Annotated in this window: 15 protein-coding genes and 4 pseudogenes; 17 read left to right on the forward strand and 2 right to left on the reverse strand. The window is 58.6% G+C overall.

Features of this window, described 5'->3' with window-relative positions:
* Positions 1 to 8: 8 nt before the first annotated feature.
* Genes HQ912_RS12225 through HQ912_RS12235 form a run of 3 tightly spaced genes read left to right on the forward strand, consistent with a single transcriptional unit; the run spans position 9 to position 2,466 of the window.
* Positions 9 to 308 carry a hypothetical protein gene (locus tag HQ912_RS12225; protein WP_079302840.1) on the forward strand — a complete coding sequence of 100 codons (300 nt, stop codon included), beginning with the start codon at positions 9 to 11 and terminating at the stop codon, positions 306 to 308.
* Positions 305 to 1,279 (forward strand): CobW family GTP-binding protein, encoded by a 975-nt coding sequence (locus HQ912_RS12230; RefSeq protein WP_047229665.1) that lies wholly within the window; start codon positions 305 to 307, stop codon positions 1,277 to 1,279. The genes HQ912_RS12225 and HQ912_RS12230 overlap by 4 nt, the downstream gene beginning before the upstream one ends.
* Positions 1,276 to 2,466, forward strand: a complete 1,191-nt coding sequence (locus HQ912_RS12235) for a PotD/PotF family extracellular solute-binding protein (RefSeq protein WP_047229664.1) — start codon at positions 1,276 to 1,278, stop codon at positions 2,464 to 2,466. The genes HQ912_RS12230 and HQ912_RS12235 overlap by 4 nt, the downstream gene beginning before the upstream one ends.
* A 130-nt stretch (positions 2,467 to 2,596) precedes the next feature.
* On the opposite strand, the gene HQ912_RS12240 is transcribed toward HQ912_RS12235, so the two are convergent.
* On the reverse strand, positions 2,597 to 3,181 hold the full coding sequence (locus HQ912_RS12240; RefSeq protein WP_173406824.1) for an isocitrate lyase/phosphoenolpyruvate mutase family protein: 585 nt from the start codon (positions 3,179 to 3,181) through the stop codon (positions 2,597 to 2,599).
* A gap of 192 nt (positions 3,182 to 3,373) precedes the next feature.
* On the opposite strand from HQ912_RS12240, the pseudogene HQ912_RS12245 reads away from it, so the two are divergent.
* The 5 genes and pseudogenes from HQ912_RS12245 to HQ912_RS12265 form a co-directional block, all read left to right on the forward strand.
* A pseudogene (locus HQ912_RS12245) lies at positions 3,374 to 3,548 on the forward strand (muconate cycloisomerase); the annotation flags it as partial.
* 786 nt (positions 3,549 to 4,334) lie between these two features.
* Positions 4,335 to 4,988 carry a hypothetical protein gene (locus HQ912_RS12250; protein WP_080962944.1) on the forward strand — a complete coding sequence of 218 codons (654 nt, stop codon included), beginning with the start codon at positions 4,335 to 4,337 and terminating at the stop codon, positions 4,986 to 4,988.
* Between the two features lie 292 nt (positions 4,989 to 5,280).
* On the forward strand, positions 5,281 to 5,583 hold the full coding sequence (locus tag HQ912_RS12255) for an ArsR/SmtB family transcription factor (protein ID WP_047230144.1): 303 nt from the start codon (positions 5,281 to 5,283) through the stop codon (positions 5,581 to 5,583).
* 62 nt (positions 5,584 to 5,645) lie between these two features.
* Positions 5,646 to 6,620: a zinc-dependent alcohol dehydrogenase family protein gene (locus HQ912_RS12260; protein WP_047230143.1), complete on the forward strand. Its 975-nt coding sequence runs from the start codon at positions 5,646 to 5,648 to the stop codon at positions 6,618 to 6,620.
* Positions 6,621 to 6,660: 40 nt separating this feature from the next.
* A complete protein-coding gene (locus HQ912_RS12265) occupies positions 6,661 to 6,954 on the forward strand; it encodes an antibiotic biosynthesis monooxygenase family protein (protein ID WP_173406825.1) in 294 nt (97 codons plus the stop codon).
* Positions 6,955 to 7,233: 279 nt separating this feature from the next.
* Here the strand turns inward: HQ912_RS12265 and HQ912_RS12270 are convergent, their stop codons facing one another.
* Positions 7,234 to 8,127, reverse strand: a complete 894-nt coding sequence (locus HQ912_RS12270; RefSeq protein ID WP_173406826.1) for a LysR family transcriptional regulator — start codon at positions 8,125 to 8,127, stop codon at positions 7,234 to 7,236.
* 94 nt (positions 8,128 to 8,221) lie between these two features.
* Here HQ912_RS12270 and HQ912_RS12275 point away from each other — a divergent pair, with 94 nt between their 5' ends.
* The 9 genes and pseudogenes from HQ912_RS12275 to HQ912_RS12305 all read left to right on the forward strand — a co-directional run bounded on the left by HQ912_RS12275 (position 8,222) and on the right by HQ912_RS12305 (position 17,553).
* The gene (locus tag HQ912_RS12275) at positions 8,222 to 9,388 is read left to right on the forward strand and encodes an MFS transporter (RefSeq protein WP_173406827.1); all 1,167 of its coding nucleotides are present in this window, start codon (positions 8,222 to 8,224) and stop codon (positions 9,386 to 9,388) included.
* Positions 9,389 to 9,538: 150 nt separating this feature from the next.
* The gene (locus HQ912_RS12280; RefSeq protein ID WP_173406828.1) at positions 9,539 to 10,012 is read left to right on the forward strand and encodes a carboxymuconolactone decarboxylase family protein; all 474 of its coding nucleotides are present in this window, start codon (positions 9,539 to 9,541) and stop codon (positions 10,010 to 10,012) included.
* Positions 10,013 to 10,058: 46 nt separating this feature from the next.
* Positions 10,059 to 10,436, forward strand: a complete 378-nt coding sequence (locus tag HQ912_RS12285) for a MerR family transcriptional regulator (RefSeq protein ID WP_139049735.1) — start codon at positions 10,059 to 10,061, stop codon at positions 10,434 to 10,436.
* A gap of 412 nt (positions 10,437 to 10,848) precedes the next feature.
* Entirely contained in the window at positions 10,849 to 11,949 is a 1,101-nt protein-coding gene (locus tag HQ912_RS12290) for an ABC transporter substrate-binding protein (protein ID WP_260990080.1), read from the forward strand.
* Positions 11,950 to 13,237: 1,288 nt separating this feature from the next.
* Positions 13,238 to 14,287, forward strand: a pseudogene (locus HQ912_RS28100) (sensor histidine kinase); the annotation flags it as partial.
* Between the two features lie 213 nt (positions 14,288 to 14,500).
* Positions 14,501 to 14,836: pseudogene (locus tag HQ912_RS28105) on the forward strand (response regulator transcription factor); the annotation flags it as partial.
* 519 nt (positions 14,837 to 15,355) lie between these two features.
* Positions 15,356 to 15,694 (forward strand): annotated as a pseudogene (locus tag HQ912_RS28110) (ATP-binding protein); the annotation flags it as partial.
* A 184-nt stretch (positions 15,695 to 15,878) separates the two neighbouring features.
* A complete protein-coding gene (locus tag HQ912_RS12300; RefSeq protein WP_047230136.1) occupies positions 15,879 to 16,493 on the forward strand; it encodes a TetR/AcrR family transcriptional regulator in 615 nt (204 codons plus the stop codon).
* A 280-nt stretch (positions 16,494 to 16,773) separates the two neighbouring features.
* Entirely contained in the window at positions 16,774 to 17,553 is a 780-nt protein-coding gene (locus HQ912_RS12305; protein ID WP_076384112.1) for a thioesterase family protein, read from the forward strand.
* Positions 17,554 to 17,564 lie beyond the last annotated feature (11 nt).

Below are 17,564 nucleotides of genomic sequence, written 5' to 3' on the forward strand. Positions count from 1 at the left end.
GTGTAGCCATGTGTGGACTCTGCGGTTTGCTTGGCGAAGACCTGCACTGGAGCGATCCCCTGGGCGATGAGCTGCCCAGGCGCCGCGAACGCCTGCGCCGCATCGCCGCGATCAATCAGGTATTGGCGGTGTTCCGGCTCAAGGTCGAAGATTTTCAGGGCGCCTCTTATCTGCTGCTCGGCGCGACCGGCAAGCAAGAGCTGGCGAGTGGCCTGGATCAGCTCTGGCGAGCCGCTGAAACTATGCTCGGTCGCCCGTTGGATCCCCTGGACCCGCGTCTGTTGGATCACTTGGAGTCAGCCGTATGAGCATCGCTCTCAACGTCATCACCGGTTTCCTCGGCAGCGGCAAAACCACTTTGCTCAAGCGCCTGCTGCAAGGCGAAAGCCTCGGCGATACGGCTTTGCTGATCAACGAATTCGGTGACGTCGGCATCGACCATCTGCTGGTGGAAGAAGTCGCCCCGGATACCGTGCTGTTGCCCAGTGGCTGCGTGTGTTGCTCGATTCGTGGCGAACTCAAAGACGCGTTGCTCGCCCTGTTGCAACGCCGTGAGCGTGGCGAAATCCCGGCGTTCAAAAGGGTCATCCTGGAGACCACCGGCCTGGCCGACCCTGCGCCGATCCTCGCCACATTGAACAACGATGTGCAATTGCGCGGGCGCTTGCATATCGGCCTGGTGGTCACCTTGGTCGATGCCAGCCACGCCGCGCTGCAAGAGCGCCTGCATCCGGAATGGCTTGCCCAGGTCGCCGCCGCGGACCGCTTGCTGTTGAGCAAGACCGACCTGATGGAGGACTGCGCCCCACTGCGCATGCACCTGCAAGCGCTCAATGCCGGTACGCCGATCCTCGATACATGCGACGTCCACAGCGGCGATCAGCTGTTGCTGGGTGAAGGTTTGCGCAGCGCCGAACCGACAGAGGAAGTCCGTCGCTGGCAACTGCATCGCAGTACCAGCGCCACCCACGGCGCCGCGCAAGTGTGCAGCCTGACCTTCGACCAGCCGTTGGATTGGGTCGGCTTCGGGGTTTGGTTGTCGATGCTGTTAAGATGCCACGGCGAACGAATTCTACGTGTCAAAGGACTGCTTAACGTGAACACCAGTAACGCCCCCATCGTCATCCATGGTGTGCAGCATTGCCTGCATGCCCCGGTGCACTTGTCTGCCTGGCCGGGCACTGATCGGCAGTCGCGCCTGGTGTTTATCCTGCGAGGTCTCGACCCCGCGCTGCTGCGGCGCTCCTTTGACGTGTTCTCTCAGCGGTTCGCCGCATGATCACACTCCGCGTCCTCGGCACCTCAGTGACCTTGCTCGAATGCCTGCGTGTACGTGCTGAACAGGAATTGGGCATTCACCTGGTGTACCAGGTGCACGATGTCGAGCAGGCCCAGCGCATCGCGGTGATGCAGCCCGACAGCTATGACCTGTACGACCAATGGTTCCACAACGTCGACTTCGTGTGGCCGGCCCGGGCGATCCAACCCATCGACACACGGCGCATTGCGTTGTGGCATGAGATCAACGACCTTCCCAAGCGCGGCCGCCTCTCCGCCAACGATCGGTTGGGCAGTGGCAGCGTGCCGAGTGAGCGCTTATTCGTGCAGCACGATGGCAGCCTCGGCAGCACCGTCACCGAGCGCATCAGCATGCTGCCCTTGACCCATAATGCCGACAGTTTCGCCTACCGCCCCGAGCGCCTGCCTGAGGGTTTTCGCCACGACAATGAAAGTTGGGGTTGGTTGCTCGACCCTGCGTGGCGCGCGCGCACCGCACTGCAGAGCGATGCCGCGATCGGTGCCCTGGATGCCGCGCTGGCGGTGCAGGGCGCGGGACTGGCGCGCTTTAAGGACATCGGCAATATGAGCATCGAAGAGATCGATGTGCTGGCCGATATTCTGGTGCGCAAACAGAAGGAAGGTCACTTTGCGGCGTTCTGGTCCGATGACGAGGAGGCCGCGCAGTTGATGCTCAGCCCGAGCATCGATATCCAGAGTCTGTGGTCGCCGACGTTGATGCGCCTGCATCGCGCCGGGGTGAAATACCGTCTGGCGGTGCCTCGCGAGGGCTATCGCGCTTGGTTCGGCGGTTTGTCATTGTCGCGCCACGCCCAGGGCCCGGTGCTGGACGCGGCCTACGCCTACCTCAATTGGTGGTTGTCCGGCTGGCCCGGCGCGGTGATGGCGCGCCAGGGTTACTACATCGGCAACCCGGCGCGCAGTCGCGACCATCTGAGCAGTGCCGAGTGGGACTACTGGTACGCCGGTCAACCTGCGCGGGAGGAGTTGCTGGGCAGTGATGGTTTGCCGCTGATTGACATCGGTGATGTGCGCGATGGTGGTTCCTATGAGCAGCGCATGGGGCATATCGCTGTGTGGAACTCGGTGATGGATGAACACAATTATCTGGTGCGTCGCTGGGGCGATATTTTACGGGCGGGGGCGAAAAGCTCTCGCAGACAGTGAACTTCTGAATCTGGCCAGGCAATACCGTCCTATGCTGGTAAGCGGTGTGGCTCCAACAGTCCAATTGGAAAGTGTCTCGTCCTGAATAAGGTGTACACCTTCTGGCCTATCTTCAGGACTAGACACAGCATTACTCGGCTTTCACCGCCATCAAAGCGTTCAATTCGCCGTATGTGTGGGCTTTCAAGGTTTGGGTGTCGAGTTGACCGTTGTCCAAGAAGCTGCGGACCAATGCTCCTATGGCGCCGTACAGAAACTCGGCGATGCTGGAGCCCGCACTGAGTCGTCTGACGCCCAGACGCTTCAATTCGTCGGGGGAGGGCAGTCCGTCCCGGGACAGCAGGTTGACTGGCAGTTTGGCGTCCCGGCAGATGGTGGCAATTTCGTTTGAGTCGACCACGCCAGCGGCAAACAAACCATCCGCCCCGGCGCTGGCATACAGTGCGCTGCGCTTGAGGAGTTCCTCCAGGCGTTGTTCGGCAGGGAACAGGTTTTTCAGGTAGACGTCGGTCCGTACGTTGATGAACAGTTTGACGCCCGCCTGGTTCGCCACCTTTCTCGCGACGTCGATCTTGCGGACAAGCAACTCTGGAGAGCCCAGGCCGTCTTCGATGTTGATCCCGACCGCCCCAGCACCGCCCGCATCGGCCACATTGGCCAAGACCAGTAGTCCATTCTGATGCAGGCTGTGAAAAGCGTTGTCCAGTGTGCTCATGACAATTCAACTCCTTTGAAAGTTATGTTTTTAGTGACGAGGGCAGCGTCTTAGGTAGGGCTATTATAATGATTGAATCAGGTAGGGTTTTGCTGGCGGTATGCAATGTATCCGCAAGGGAGTCTTGGAGGGGGGCACTGTTTTTAAGTGTAGGTGGACAGCGGGATTATTTTTGAGCCCAACGGTATTGCCATGCCGATTTGCGCCATCGAGTCGATCGAGGCGATTCTCGTCGACCTCCCCACCATTTGCCCGCACAAGCTGGCGATGCACGCGATGCAAAAACCAGACCCTGGTGATCATTCGCGTGCGTTGCGCCGACGGCATCGAAGGCATCGGCAATCAGCGTGCTGTGGCCGCCGAATCGCTTCCTCACGCCCAGGCAGCGCGGTTTCGTGGATTTCATTTCCTTGCATATATGAGCGGGCGAGGGACGCCGGGACGGAGCGGGGACACGGGTGCAGAGTTTCGTTGAGAGGGATTTCCGTTTCCGACTGCTCTTCGTCTGTCGACCATCGAAAAGGCCGCTCTGATTCAGGTGATGGATCAAAGTCGGATTGTCGAGCTCGGTACTCATGTTCAACTATTGGCCAAGGTAGTTACTATTCATGCTTGTATTCCGCAGCGCATAAATGAACTGTTATTGGGTTCTCGTGCGTGGAAGACGGGCCGGACAAACGGGTTTAACTTTTATTTAAGGTTTTTATTGCAGAATTATTATAGATTGATTTCTGTGGTTTTTTATGTTATGGGTTTGGTCTTTCAAGTTGATGTCTGGTTGCATTATGGAGTAATATTTGCTTTTTGAGTGTCGATGTGTGGGGTTTTGTAATGCAATTAAAGTTAGATGCGACTTGGTTGAGGTAGGCAGTGGGTAGATATGTCTAAGTATTTTTCAGGGGTGTTTGCTCTAGGAAATGCTAATTAAAGTGTGGTGCAGATCAAGCTGTATTGGTTCACTTTGGTCGGTATGTTGGTAGTCGAGTTTCTCTTGGTCCTTTGCCAGTTTATATTGTTTGGTTGGCCAGAAAGGGAGCGTTCGATAACCATGGTTAAGGTCGGTTTTGAACCGGGAGATGGCTGCTTGAAGATCTGTTGATCGAGGTCAAGCGTCGAACAGGGTAAAAATGAGGCATTTAAGGGGTTGGGGCGAGTGTCAAGTTTAGAGTTCGATGTGGATGCAGCTTACTGTGTGTCTTTAAAAGAGAGGTCTGATAGGCGCGCAGTATTTAAAGAGACAATTGAGCCGCTTATAAAGAACAAGGTTGAATTTCATGTGGTTGAGCGAGATAGTGATCCCGTTCGAGGCTGCTATGAGTCCCATCAAGATATTGCTCGAGAAGCCCTGGATAAGGGGTATGAAAGGGTGCTTGTTTTTGAGGATGATGTGGCTCCGTACCCAATTAGCCCTAGCCAAGTCGGTTGGATAAATAAGTTTGTCAGGAGGGAGCAGTTCAATATCTTGCATTTGGGTTATAGTATGGGGAAGAGTTGGCTTACTTGGTTTCCATACATTGCTCGAGGACGAGTTGTTGCAATGCATGCGTATATTTTGTCGCGCGAAGGGTGTAGAGCTTTGGTCGATGCACCGTATGATGGTGTGCCGGTTGATGTTTTATTTAAGAGGAAAGTCAAGCAGCATTGCACATTTCCTATGTTATTTCGTCAGCATCCTGCGGCGTTGACGGGAAGTGATATTGAGTTGGTTGTTAAAAATGAAGATGAGTGGTGGCAAAAAAACTGGAAAAAGCATTGGATGTCGCCGATAAAAAATATTTGGCGCACCATTTTTAGAGTCGGTTTTTAGAGCTGTCATCATACGACTCTGGCCATTGGCCTCCTGATTGAGTACCTCACCTTATATGTTAGTGAGTCCTGGGACTGCTGGCCGCGTCATGCTTTAAAATTTGGCTTGGTCGTCCCGAGTCTCAGCCAACGAACGTCACTGCTCCAAGACGATGAGGTCCAGGAGCGTTGTTACACACCTTGGGCGAGAGGCAGCCACTCGGTCCACCCTACGAGGACGCTGGCAATCCTAATCCCAAAATTATTCTAATCCCTCGTATTGACATATCGGTAAATCTCGATATCCTGAGCGCATGGAACTGATCGAAATATTCAAAGCCCTCTCGAACCCTACGCGTCTTCAAATCCTGAAAGGTTTGAAGGATCCCGTAAAGAACTTCCCTCCGCAGGATGAGGGTGACGTTCTCACGGTCGGCGTCTGCGTCAGTAGTATTCAAGAGGGTATCGGACTGTCGCAGTCAACGGTGTCCGGTTATCTTGCCACGTTGCAACGAGTGGGCCTGGTTGAAGTCAGGCGTATCGGTCAGTGGACCTACTACAAGCGCAATGAAGCAACCATCAGCGCGCTTGCCGAGGTCATAGGGAAAGATTTGTAATTTTTTTACCGTAACATATCGAGATATCTCGATATTCAATTTTATAGATGCGAGGATTTACCATGAAAGCGATGATACTGAAGTCATTTGGCGGTCCTGAGTCGTTCGAACTCCGCGACGTGCCCAAGCCCGTGCCGGGCGCGGGACAGGTCCTGGTCCGGGTACACGCAACCTCGATCAACCCGTTGGATTATCAGGTTCGACGTGGCGACTATGCCGACCTGGTGCCACTGCCGGCCATTACCGGACACGACGTATCGGGCGTTGTCGAAGAAGTCGGGCCGGGTGTAACGAGCTTCGCTCCGGGAGACGAAGTCTGGTACACCCCGCAAATTTTCGACGGCCCAGGCAGTTATGCCGAGTACCACGTTGCGGCCGAAGGCATCATCGGGCGTAAGCCGCAATCACTGAGCCACCTTGAGGCAGCAAGTCTGACCCTGGTTGGCGGGACGGTGTGGGAAGCACTGACCGTGCGAGCGGCGCTCAGAGTGGGGGAGAGCATTCTGATACACGGCGGCGCGGGAGGCGTAGGGCATGTCGCGATCCAGGTGGCAAAAGCCATTGGAGCGCGGGTCTTCACGACCGTGCGCGAAGCAAACTTTGAGTTCGCACGCAGCCTGGGTGCCGATGTGCTCATCGACTACGAAAAGGAGGATTACGTCGACGCCATCATGCGCGAAACCGGTGGTCACGGCGTGGATGTGGTGTTCGACACCATCGGCGGCAACACACTGACGCGTAGCCCCGACGTGCTCGCCCAACTCGGCCGCCTAGTCTCGATTGTGGACATTGCCCAGCCGCAAAACCTTGTTCAGGCGTGGGGCAAGAACGCGAGTTATCACTTCGTTTTTACCCGACAAAACCGCGGCAAACTTGATGAGCTGAGCGCATTGGTAGAGCGCGGTCAACTGCGCCCGCATGTTGGTGCGGTCTATTCGCTGGCCGACATTGGGCTTGCCCACGCTCGACTGGAGAGCCCCAACAACGGCCTTCAGGGAAAAATCGCGATTGCAGTCGAGCCATCGCTCATCTCGTGAGTGCGTACTTTTAGTCAACTGAGCTTGTTGGAGGAATGCCATGATTTATGAAATCGCTCTGCTCCCCGTTCACAAAGAACGCATTGAAGCGTTCAGACACACATTTGCCGAGGTCGCCCCTTTGCTCACCCGCGCAAAGGGTTACGGCGGCCACTTGCTAGCGCAAGGGATTGAAACCCCCCAGCAATTCAACCTGATCGTGCGCTGGGCTTCACTTGAGGATCACACGCCGGGCTTCGAAGCGAGTGAAGACCATCGGCTGTTCATGATGGGCCTGGAGGAATATTTTTCGGAAGAACCGAAGGTCTACCATATTGAGGGGGGGAGCTTTTAGGACTGACGAACATGATGCTTCCAACAATGCCGTCGGCATGGATGCTGCCGGCGCCTTGAGAGGCTTGAACTGGGACTAGGTGCCGGGTTTGAAGTCTTCTATGAAAGGCCCTAGATGTTTAGATTTAGACGTTTGAGCTGACCACCGTTCGCTTCTAGCCGAAAGCCGCCTCTCACCAATCGCCACCGGCCAATCTCGGCTATAGCTCCCGATTGTTCCAGTCAGGCAAAACTCCCACAGCATTACGAGCATCCGAAAGGGGCAGGTGACGTTACCCGTTTACATCCGGTGATGTTCCAGCAAGAAGTCCACGAATAACCGCACCCGCGCCGGCATTGCCGAGCCACCTACGAACACCGCATGAATCGGCTCCCGGTCTCCGGGGTTCCAGGCTTCCAGCAGCGGTACCAGATCGCCACGCCGCAGGTCCTCGGCTACGGTGAAATAGCCGATACGCGCGATGCCAGCGCCTACCCGTGCGAGTTGTGCCAGCGCTTCACCACTGCTGCATTCGATGTTGCCGCTGACCTTCAGGGAAAACTCATTTCCCTCGCGGATGAACGGCCAGTTGGGTTCGGCACGCCGGAAGTTGAAGCGCAGGCAGTTGTGCCGTAGCAGGTCTTCCGGTTCCTGGGGGATGCCGTGGCGCAGCAGATACTCGGGCGATGCCACCACGACCTGGCCGGTGTCGCCGATCCTTCGTGCGGTCAGCGGGCTGTCGGGCAGATGGCCAAAGCGTACCGCCACGTCGGCCTGACCGCCGAGAATGTCGACCACTTCGTCGCCGAGGGTGAGGTCGACGACGATGTTCGGGTAGCGGGCGCTGAATGCTGCCACCAAGGGAACGATGGTCTGGCGCCCATGGCCGAGGGCGGCACTGACCCGCAAACGGCCCCGGGGCACGCCCTGGTCGGCGATGGCTTCTTCGACCTCGGCCATGTCGGCCAGGATACGGCGGGCGCCGCGCAGGTAAGCCTCGCCCTCGGCGGTGAAGGTGATCGCTCGGGTGGTGCGCAACAACAGGCGAGTGCCAAGACGTTGTTCAGTACGCGCGATGATCCGACTGACCGCCGAGGGGGTCAGCCCCAATGCACGCGCGGCGGCTGACAGGCTGCCTTCCTGCGCCACGGTGGCGAACACGCTCATTTCACCTGATCTGCCGTTGAAGTCCATTTGTGCTCCGTACGCAAAGGTGATTGCCAGAAATGCTATCTACCGCCTGAAAAAGTTGGATCGTAGCATTGGCGGCATAGATAAGGAGCCTTCCATGCGTATCAATCCACCGCTTGTCGCACTCGCCATTGGTGCCTTTGGCATCGGCGTTACCGAGTTCGCCCCCATGGGCATGTTGCCGGGCATCGCTGAGGATCTCGGCGTATCCATTCCCGCCGCAGGTTTGTTGGTCAGTGCCTACGCCTTGGGCGTATTGCTCGGCGCGCCGCTGATGACCCTGACCACCGGCAGGATTCCCCGGCGCTATCTGCTGATCGGACTCATGGCGATTTTTACCCTGGGTAATCTGATGTCAGCCCTGGCTACCGATTACTACAGCCTCATGGTCGCCAGAGTGGTGACCTCACTGAACCACGGCGCGTTTTTTGGCGTCGGCTCCATCGTCGCCGCTAGCGTGGTCGCCCCGGAGAAACGCGCCGGGGCGGTTGCGGCCATGTTCTTGGGCCTGACCCTGGCCACCATCGGCGGTGTGCCGCTGGCCGCCTGGTTTGGCGAACTGTTCGGCTGGCGCACCGCATTCTGGGGTATTACCGGACTCGGCGTGGTAACCATGGCCGCGTTGTGGTTCGCGCTACCAAATCTGCAAGCGCCACAACGCGTCGGTGTACTGGCCGAAATTCGAGTGCTGGGCCGTGGACCGGTGCTGGGGGCGTTGGCCCTGACCGTAGTCGGCTCGGGTGCAATGTTTACCGTCTTCACCTACATCGCGCCGATCCTCAGCAGCGAAACCCATGCATCAACCGCGTACATCACCGCCATGCTGATGCTGTTCGGTGTGGGGTTGACGCTGGGCAACATGTGGGGCGGCAAGGCCGCCGACCGCTCGATAGATCGCACCCTGATCGTTTCGCTGAGCGCGCTGATTCTGGTCTTGTTGGCATTCACCGTACTGATGCGTTGGCCGCTGCCGGCCGCCGTTGCCATCCTGATATGGGGGATCGCCAGCTTCGCCCTGGTGCCGCCGCTACAGATGCGCGTCATGGAAGCCGCCAAGGACGCACCCAATCTGGCCTCGGCGGTGAACATCGGCGCCTTCAACTTGGGTAACGCGATGGGTGCGGCGCTGGGCGGAGCGGTGATCAATACCGGGCTGGGTTATCCGGCGATTTCCCTGGCTGGAGCGGCAATGGCGGGTCTGGGGCTGTTGATGGTGTTGGCTTTTGCCTGGCGTTCCAGAACGGTTGCAACTGCGGTGGTGTGACGATGATGTGAGGGGGGCTCCCTTTAGCTGCGGGCCCTTTTAGCTGAAAGCAACTGGCGCTTGACTTAGAGCGTGCTCTAACCAATAGCCTCCTTGTTGCACCGCCAAAACGGCCAGGTCCGTTGCGCGGCTTAAACAAGGAGACAGGTCATGACATTTAAAAAACTGAGCGCTGTAACCGGGCTCGTGCTTTCAGCAATCGCAATTCCGGCGTCGGCAACTGAACCGGATAGTCGACGAGTGAAAGGGGTCGAGACCCTGGAAAGAATCACCGGGACCACCGGCAACAACGTGGTCAAGTCGCTTAGCGATATCTCGCCCGAGCTGGGTGAATGGATAGTCGATTTCGCCTATGGTGATGTGTTTTCCAGGCCTGGTGTTGCTCTGTGCACACGCGAGTTGGCAACCATCGCGGCCCTCACCGCATTGGGGAACGCGCAACCTCAACTCAAGGTGCATATAGAGGGGGCGCTGAATGTGGGTTGCAAACCTGAGGAGATCGTTGAAATCATCATCCAGATGGCGGTGTATGCTGGTTTTCCAAGCGCGTTGAATGGCATCAGCGCAGCGCGGGAAGTGTTTGCCAAACGAGGCATCAAAATTGTTGCCGCACCTCCCGAGTGAGCGGGACGGGTGCATTACCGAACACCGATGGCCAAGGATTGTGCTTATGAACGCCTACCAGACGATTGACCAGGTCGCCAAGCGCACTGGCCTTACGGCCTATACCCTGCGCTACTACGAACGCATCGGCCTGTTGGCGCCGGTCGCCCGTGCGGCCGGCGGGCAACGGCTTTATGCGCCGACTGATATGGCGTGGCTGGAGTTTTTGCTGCGTTTACGCACCACTCACATGACCATCGGCAAAATGCAAACATTCGCCAAGCTGCGCAGCGCTGGGGACTCAACGATTGCCGAACGCCGCCAGATGCTGGAGAGCCATTTACAGGATGTACAGGCCGAAGTTGCTGCCATGCAAAAGGCCGTTGCTGCACTGCAAGTCAAGATTGACCACTACCGTGCGCTTGAGTCCAAGGAGGAAGGTTAGGATCTGCTCTGTTGGTCGACTCCCGCCCATCACGACAAGCAGAGTCTCGCTGAAATCCTTCATGGCCGCGAGCGAAGTGGGCACCTTGAGACTATGCTCAGTGTCACTGCAGGCAATGTACTGATTTCGGTTTTCAGCCGCCAAGGAAAGGAGTCTGTATGTCTCTGGTTCTTCGTGCCCGGTTCTATGATTGGAATGACCGAATGAGCAATCCGGTAACCGGTGCCCAGGGGCGCAGCTTGATCAATGGGCAATATCTCCTCAGTTCGTGAGCGTTTGGGCGCTTCATTCACAGGGTCGACGATCTCCAATCTGAAGGCCGACTTCTCCAACCAGGTCGAGCAGTCGATCCAGACTGTCGGCAAATGCAGGTGGATTACTTTTGGTAAATCCCAAGGACATGGAGAGCCGCATGAACACTAAACCACTCCACAAAATCTTATGGCGCCTCGCCGGCTGCGTGACCGGGCTGGCGATGGTTGTCGCCAATCCAGCCCAAGCTGCCGATGGCGGCATCGCCGGCGGCCCTACCTCAAGCTATAGCATTGCCTTCAGCAACTCCTACGCGGGCAGTGATTTCCGCAAAGTGATGGTGCGCAACTGGCAGGAGGTGGCGGCCCAAGCACAAAAGGATGGCTTGGTCCGCGAGGCTCCGGTGGTCAGCGCCAATAACTCCGCAGCGGAACAGGCGGCCCATATCCAGGACATGATCGTCAAAGGCGTGAACGCCATCGTCATCCTGGCCGCGTCCGACACGGCCCTCAACGGGGTGATTCGCGATGCATGCAACGCTGGCATCGTGGTGGTCGTCATGGCCAGTCTGGTCACCGAAAGCTGCGTCTATACCGTGGACTACAACTGGTCCGCCATGGGCCGCGTGGAAATGGATTATATCGCCGAGCGTCTCAAGGGGAACGGAACACTGCTGGAGATCCGCGGCATTGCCGGCGATGCCACCGATAAAAACATCAGCGACGGCATTCGCAAGGCCGCCAGCGACTACCCGGGCCTGAAGTTCGCCAAGACCGTGTACGGGAACTGGACGGCGTCCGTCGCACGCAAGGAGGTGGCGCTGGCACTGCCGTCGCTTCCCAGCATTAATGCCGTCGCGACTCAGGGGGGCGACGGTTATGGCGCGGCCATGGCGTTCAAGGCGGCGGGGCGCCCTTTGCCGATTATTGTGATGGGGAACCGTCAGGACGAACTTGCCCTGTGGAAGCAGGAGCGCGATGCCAATGGCTACGAGACCGTCTCGGTCTCCGCCTCCCCAAGCGTTTCCCAGGTGGGGTTCTGGGTGGCCCAGCAGATTCTGGCGGGCAAGCAAGTGCCGAAGTTCGTCGAGGTGCCGCTGGTACGCATCGATGCGAAGGACCTGGACGCCTGGCTCGCCACTATGCCGGTGGGCGGCGCCGCCAATCCTTTCTACAGCCAGGCTTCCGTTGCGGCGATGATCGACGCGGCCGTCAACCATACGGCGCCGCCGACGCCTTTGCCGGAGGTGACGAAGCAGTAGTGGTGGGCGGGGAGCGAGGAGGCGAGGCGCGGTGCTGACATTCAGGCCCACCACAGACAGGCCCATTGCCGTCAGGATCGGGCTGGCAGTCGCCGCACTGGTGTTTCTGATGCTGGCGGTGTCGCTAGTGAACCTCTATGGCCTGCGAGGCATGGTTCGTTCGGTGGATTCGGCCAGCCATTCCGCAGAAATTCTGGCCTCGGTCAACGGGGCCACCGAGCGGGTGGAAAACTTCATCGCCACCCGCGACCAGGAAAGCCTCTCCCAAGCCGAAGGCATGGTGGCGACCGCTATTGCCGGCCTTACCGCCATTGCGGTGGCAGAGGCGCAATCGCTCAAGGGCGGTCTGGACAGGCTCGCCGCGGCGATCGCCGCTTTGCGGGCGGCGACCCTGACCATGGATGGCGAAACGGAGAACATGACAGCCCACTACGGCCGGATGCGAGAGGCGACGATCCTGGTCGAACAGGGCATCGCCGATGGGCTGAAGGGGCTTGACGCCCGCACCGCTGAGCACCAGGCGCAGGTGAGCAACATTGAAAGCGCCCATCGCATCCTGGATATCCTGCGCAACGGCGAACGGATCATCATCGCCAATGTGGCCAAGATGCTGGTGACCGGTGATGGGGCGGCCGCGGCGCACAGCGCTTGCGCGGCACTCCCGCCGGTGGTCGAGCAATTGCGCGAGGTGATGGGGGAGCCGCAGGAGAGAGAGCCCCTGGACCAGTTGGCAACAGCGGTCGTTGCTACCTGCGTGACGGTAGAGCGCCTTGGCGAGGCGCCCAAGTTGCGGGGAGGCGAGGCGTTGCGGCAGCTCGCCGTCGTCGGGAATGTGGTCGAGCACCTCGAGGCAATGTTGAGTGAGGTGGATGGGCGCGTTGCTCATGATGCAAGCGACATTCAGGCAGCCACCGGCTTGCTGCACAATGCCGCCGCGTTGTCCAAGCGTTTCGCCGAGCGTGTTGCCACCCTGGAGGCGCAGACCCTGTCGTTTCGCCTGTCACCGTCAGCCGAGGTCGCCAGCTCTGTCGGCCACATCCTTGATGAACTTTCCCGTCTCGCGCGCGTTCTGCCTTCGTCCGTGGGGCCGCAAGCCAAGGCTACGCCTCTGACGGTCAGCGATCAGATTGCCGGCTACCGGGCGGCATTCGCCAGGTTCCATCAGGCAAGCAACGCTTTGAGCGATGCACGCGATCAGGTTCGCGACGAGGCTCGCAGCGCCGGCCAGTTGGTTGCGCGCTTCGCTGGAGAGGCGCGCTCCGACGCCTTGGTCCACAATGATCGCGGCATGCTTGCGACGATAATTGCAGGTACCGTCGCCATCCTGCTAGCCGGCGCCATCGCCTGGAGCACGTCGCGATTTATCGCACAGCCCATCGTGGCCCTGGCCTCGGTCATGCGCAGGCTTGCGGCCGGCGACCTGAACGCCGAGATCGCCAGTGCCGGACGCGGTGACGAGATTGGAATCATGACCCGCGCCGTACGGGTGTTCCAGGAGAATGCCCTGCGCATCCGGGTGCTGGAGGCTGAGGCTGAAGCCGAACGACAGCAAGTGCAGGCCTCCTTGGAGAGAATGGTCGCCGAACGGACCGACACGCTGCATCAACAGACCGAGGTGCTGGAGGCGCAGGCCGTCGAGCTCATTCAGGCGCGCAATCAAGCCGAGACGGCCAACCAGGCAAAGAGCGATTTCGTCGCCACGGTCAGCCACGAACTGCGCACCCCCCTGACCCTCATTCTCGCCCCCCTGGAGCAGCTCTCGGCGGCGTCCATCCCGCCGGCGGACTGGCATGTGCAAATCGACCGCGCCCAACGCAACGCACTGCGCTTGATGAACCGGGTGAATGACATTCTCGATTTCTCCAAAGCCGAAGCGGGCAAGTTTGAGGTGTGTCCGGCGCCAATTGACTTGAACAAGATGGTGGGTGTGCTGGCCGAGGATGCCGCCATGGTGGCCGAGGGCAAAGGCTGCACCCTGACCAGCAGCATCGATCCTGCGCTCGGCACGGTGTTCCTGGACCCCCGACACTTCGAGAAGATTCTTCTCAACCTGGTGAGCAATGCCATCAAGTTTACGTCCGCTGGCGGCACCGTGCACCTGGCAGTGACGCTGATTGATGGCGAGCGTTTTGAACTCGCGGTGCAAGACTCGGGGATCGGCATTGCGCCTGACAAACTGCCGTTGCTGTTCCAGCGTTTTTCCCAGATCGACAACTCCGCCACGCGCCACTACAGCGGCACAGGCATCGGTCTGGCCCTGGTCAAGGATCTGGCCGAACTGATGGGGGGCGAAGTGGGCGTGAACAGCGAGCCTGGACGGGGTTCGTGCTTCTTTGTTCGACTTCCGCTGGGGGCCGAGCAAAACACCGTGCCGAGCGAAGCCAGCAATATGCAGGAGCGATCGTCATCGAGCACAACAAGCACTATTGAGCAGCGCCACTTGCGTTTCGACGACGGCCACCAAGGCAGTCGCAACGACCAAGTCGTGACGCAAGGCGCAGGCGACGAGCAGCACCCGGAACACGCCTTGCGATCCAGAGTGCTGGTGGTCGACGACAGCCCGGAAATGCTCAGCTATCTCAGAGAACTTTTGCAAAACGATTACATCGTCGCCACCGCAGTTGATGGCGAGCAGGCCTGGGCACTCCTGCAGCGTCGACCCATCGATGTGGTCGTTTCGGATGTGATGATGCCGAAACTCGATGGCTTTGGCCTGACAGCCAGAATCAAAGCCAGCGCCGGTTTTGCCCATTTACCGGTGATCCTGGTGACCGCCCGTGGCGGTAGCGAGGCCTGCGTCTCCGGGCTGGAGAGTGGCGCCGATGACTATATCGCCAAACCCTTCTCGCCGCTGGAGCTCATGGCTCGCGTGCGCGCGGCGCTCCGCATGAGTCACGTGCAAACCGAACTGCATGCAAAATCCCGTCAGGCGGGCATGGCCGAAATCGCTACGACTGTGCTGCACAACGTCGGCAACGTCCTCAACAGCGTGAACGTATCGGCAGAACTGGTCAGCAGCCTGATGCGCACCTCCAAAGCCCAGGGGCTGGGCAAGGTCGCTCAGATGATGAACGAACACGTCCATGATTTGAGCGAATTTCTCACCACAGATCACAAAGGAAAGATGCTGCCCGGCTACCTGCTCAAGCTGGCGGAGGTGGTGGCGATAGAGCAACAGGGCATCATCGAAGAGCTCGGGCAACTCACCAAGGGCATTGACCACATCAAAACCATTGTCGCTGCCCAGCAGTCCTATGCCGTTGCCGTCAGTATCGTCGAGACAGTACCGGTCCCGGAGTTGATCGATGATGCCTTGCGCATGAGTGCTGGATCACTGGCGCGCCAGGAGGTGACGGTGGTCAAGGACATTGCCGACTTGCCCTTGCTGCCGCTGGACCGGCACCGGATGCTGCTGATTCTGGTGAACCTGATCCGCAATGCCAAACAAGCAATGAACGGCGTGATCGATCGCAGCCCGTGCATCACGTTCAGCGCCTTCCTGGCTGACGGGCCAGCATTGCGTATCACCGTGACCGACAACGGCAATGGGATTGCACCAGAGCATCTGGCGCGGCTCTTTTCCCATGGCTTCACTACTCGCAAAGACGGTCACGGTTTCGGCCTGCACAGCTGCGCGCTGGCCGCGCAGGAAATGGGGGGCAGCTTGACCGTGCACAGCGACGGGGCTGGACAGGGCGCAACCTTCATCCTTGATGTTCCGCTCGATGGTCCGCAGACGCAGTGATGAGCACCAGATGTCAGGAAATCATTTGGAAGCGAGTCCCAGATAGACCCAGTACAGCAGGGCAGTTGCGCCGATGGCAGCTCCTGACATGCAAACGGCTATCCAGCCAAATCGCCAGATATGTGACTTAATTACAATGTGGTCACAAGTTGTCAACCGCCTTTGAGGTGAGTAAGCTGACCGCATGAACCAGCCAATATCCCCCAGCGTCCGTGGCCCAGTCGACCATGACATCCGAGACCAGATAGTCGCGGCGGCCAATGAGCATTTCAGTCAATACGGTTACGGCAAGACCACGGTGTCCGACCTGGCCAAGGCCATCGGGTTTTCCAAGGCTTACATCTACAAGTTCTTTGATTCCAAGCAGGCAATCGGCGAAGCCATTTGCAAAAATTGTCTGGCGCAAATCGTTGCCGCCGTGGAGCAGGCCATCAACGTGGAAGGCCTCTCACCTACGGAGCGCTTTAGACGCATGGTCAAAACACTGATGGTCACGGGCGCGGACCTGTTCTTCAACGACCGCAAGCTTTATGACATCGCCGCGTTCTCGGCCTCGGAGCGTTGGCCAAGCTCGCAGGTTTATAATGCCCGGATCAAAGACTTTGTTCTGCAGATCGTACGAGAGGGGCGAGAACTCGGTGAGTTCGAGCGCAGGACGCCACTGGACGAGACGGTAGACGCGATACATCTGGCGCTCCAGCCTTTCGTCAATCCTTTGCTGTTGCAGTACAACCTCGATCGCATCGAGGATGCCCCAACGCTCACCTCCAATCTCATCCTGCGTAGCCTCATGCCCTGAGTTTCGGCTGAGGGCTGCATTGCCATTGCAACCTATTCCCGCGTGGTCCCTGCGATTTTACCTTCTGAATGAAGGTATCTATTTGTCTGGATTGTGACTGTTGACACAAATGGTCACATGAATAAGTATGGCGCATCTGTTCTCAAGAGATCGCCATGATCCAGCGCCGCCTTCAGCTTAGGTCTTCACCGATTCCATCCACCCGTTTCGATTGGGAGAGGGCGACGCCTGCGTGCTGCTTGGTGGGGATCACGACCGGTCAGTTCAGGGGAGCGTTGATATGACCAGCTTTGCCCAGATGCTGCAGCAATTCGATCCAGACTCACCTTTTATTGCACCACCCAACTGGCTACAGGGGCGCACTGTCTTTGGGGGCCTGTCTGCGGCGCTGTCGCTGCAAGCGGTTTTGCGTGAGTGTCCGACAGATTTCCCGCCGTTCAGGTCAGCCCAGGTGTCGTTCATTGGCCCTGTCACACAGGCCCAGACATTCGAAACCAGCGTGTTGCGTCAAGGGCGGTCAGTCACCTCGGTAGCGGTCGACTGTATGTCGGGCGATGACCTGGCGCTGCGCACCACGCTGTTATTCGCTCAGCCGCGCGAAAGCAAAATCAGCCACAACTCCTGGGGAAGACCGCTTGTAGAGGGGCCATCCAAATACTCCACGCTGGTTCTGGATAGCAACGTCGCACCGGCTTGCGCCCATAACTTCGAGATGCGCGCGGCGGGCGGTTCATTGCCAGTATCTGGCGCAGAAAATCCCGAACTGTTGATGTGGGTGCGCCACCTGGATGCACAGGGCGTGGACCCGGCCGTCGCCTTGGTTGCGCTCGCTGACAGTTTGCCGCCGGCCGCCATGACCTGCTTCACCGAGCCCGCCGCCATCAGCTCTGCGTCCTGGATGATTGATCTACCGCAGCCGGCCGTTGCTGGTGAATGGTTTCTCATCAGTTCTTTCAGCCAGCAGGCTCTGGAAGGTTACTCATTGCAAGATATGGAAATCTGGGACGAAAGCGGTCGACGAGTGCTTTGGGCGCGTCAGACCGTGGCAATTTTCACATAACACAACCACCC

The sequence above is a fragment of the Pseudomonas sp. MPDS genome, from assembly GCF_013283895.1.
GTDB classification, from domain to species: domain Bacteria; phylum Pseudomonadota; class Gammaproteobacteria; order Pseudomonadales; family Pseudomonadaceae; genus Aquipseudomonas; species Aquipseudomonas rhizophila.

Bases quoted from the DNA above. Each gene is read 5' to 3' on its own strand.
- HQ912_RS12270 (WP_173406826.1), bottom strand. From the start codon at position 8,127: ATGGACTTCAACGGCAGATCAGGTGAAATGAGCGTGTTCGCCACCGTG.
- HQ912_RS12240 (WP_173406824.1), bottom strand. From the start codon at position 3,181: ATGAGCACACTGGACAACGCTTTTCACAGCCTGCATCAGAATGGACTA.
- HQ912_RS12285 (WP_139049735.1), top strand. From the start codon at position 10,059: ATGAACGCCTACCAGACGATTGACCAGGTCGCCAAGCGCACTGGCCTT.
- HQ912_RS12235 (WP_047229664.1), top strand. From the start codon at position 1,276: ATGATCACACTCCGCGTCCTCGGCACCTCAGTGACCTTGCTCGAATGC.
- HQ912_RS12230 (WP_047229665.1), top strand. From the start codon at position 305: ATGAGCATCGCTCTCAACGTCATCACCGGTTTCCTCGGCAGCGGCAAA.
- HQ912_RS12225 (WP_079302840.1), top strand. From the start codon at position 9: ATGTGTGGACTCTGCGGTTTGCTTGGCGAAGACCTGCACTGGAGCGAT.
- HQ912_RS12260 (WP_047230143.1), top strand. From the start codon at position 5,646: ATGAAAGCGATGATACTGAAGTCATTTGGCGGTCCTGAGTCGTTCGAA.
- HQ912_RS12275 (WP_173406827.1), top strand. From the start codon at position 8,222: ATGCGTATCAATCCACCGCTTGTCGCACTCGCCATTGGTGCCTTTGGC.
- HQ912_RS12300 (WP_047230136.1), top strand. From the start codon at position 15,879: ATGAACCAGCCAATATCCCCCAGCGTCCGTGGCCCAGTCGACCATGAC.
- HQ912_RS12280 (WP_173406828.1), top strand. From the start codon at position 9,539: ATGACATTTAAAAAACTGAGCGCTGTAACCGGGCTCGTGCTTTCAGCA.
- HQ912_RS12290 (WP_260990080.1), top strand. From the start codon at position 10,849: ATGAACACTAAACCACTCCACAAAATCTTATGGCGCCTCGCCGGCTGC.
- HQ912_RS12255 (WP_047230144.1), top strand. From the start codon at position 5,281: ATGGAACTGATCGAAATATTCAAAGCCCTCTCGAACCCTACGCGTCTT.
- HQ912_RS12265 (WP_173406825.1), top strand. From the start codon at position 6,661: ATGATTTATGAAATCGCTCTGCTCCCCGTTCACAAAGAACGCATTGAA.
- HQ912_RS12305 (WP_076384112.1), top strand. From the start codon at position 16,774: ATGACCAGCTTTGCCCAGATGCTGCAGCAATTCGATCCAGACTCACCT.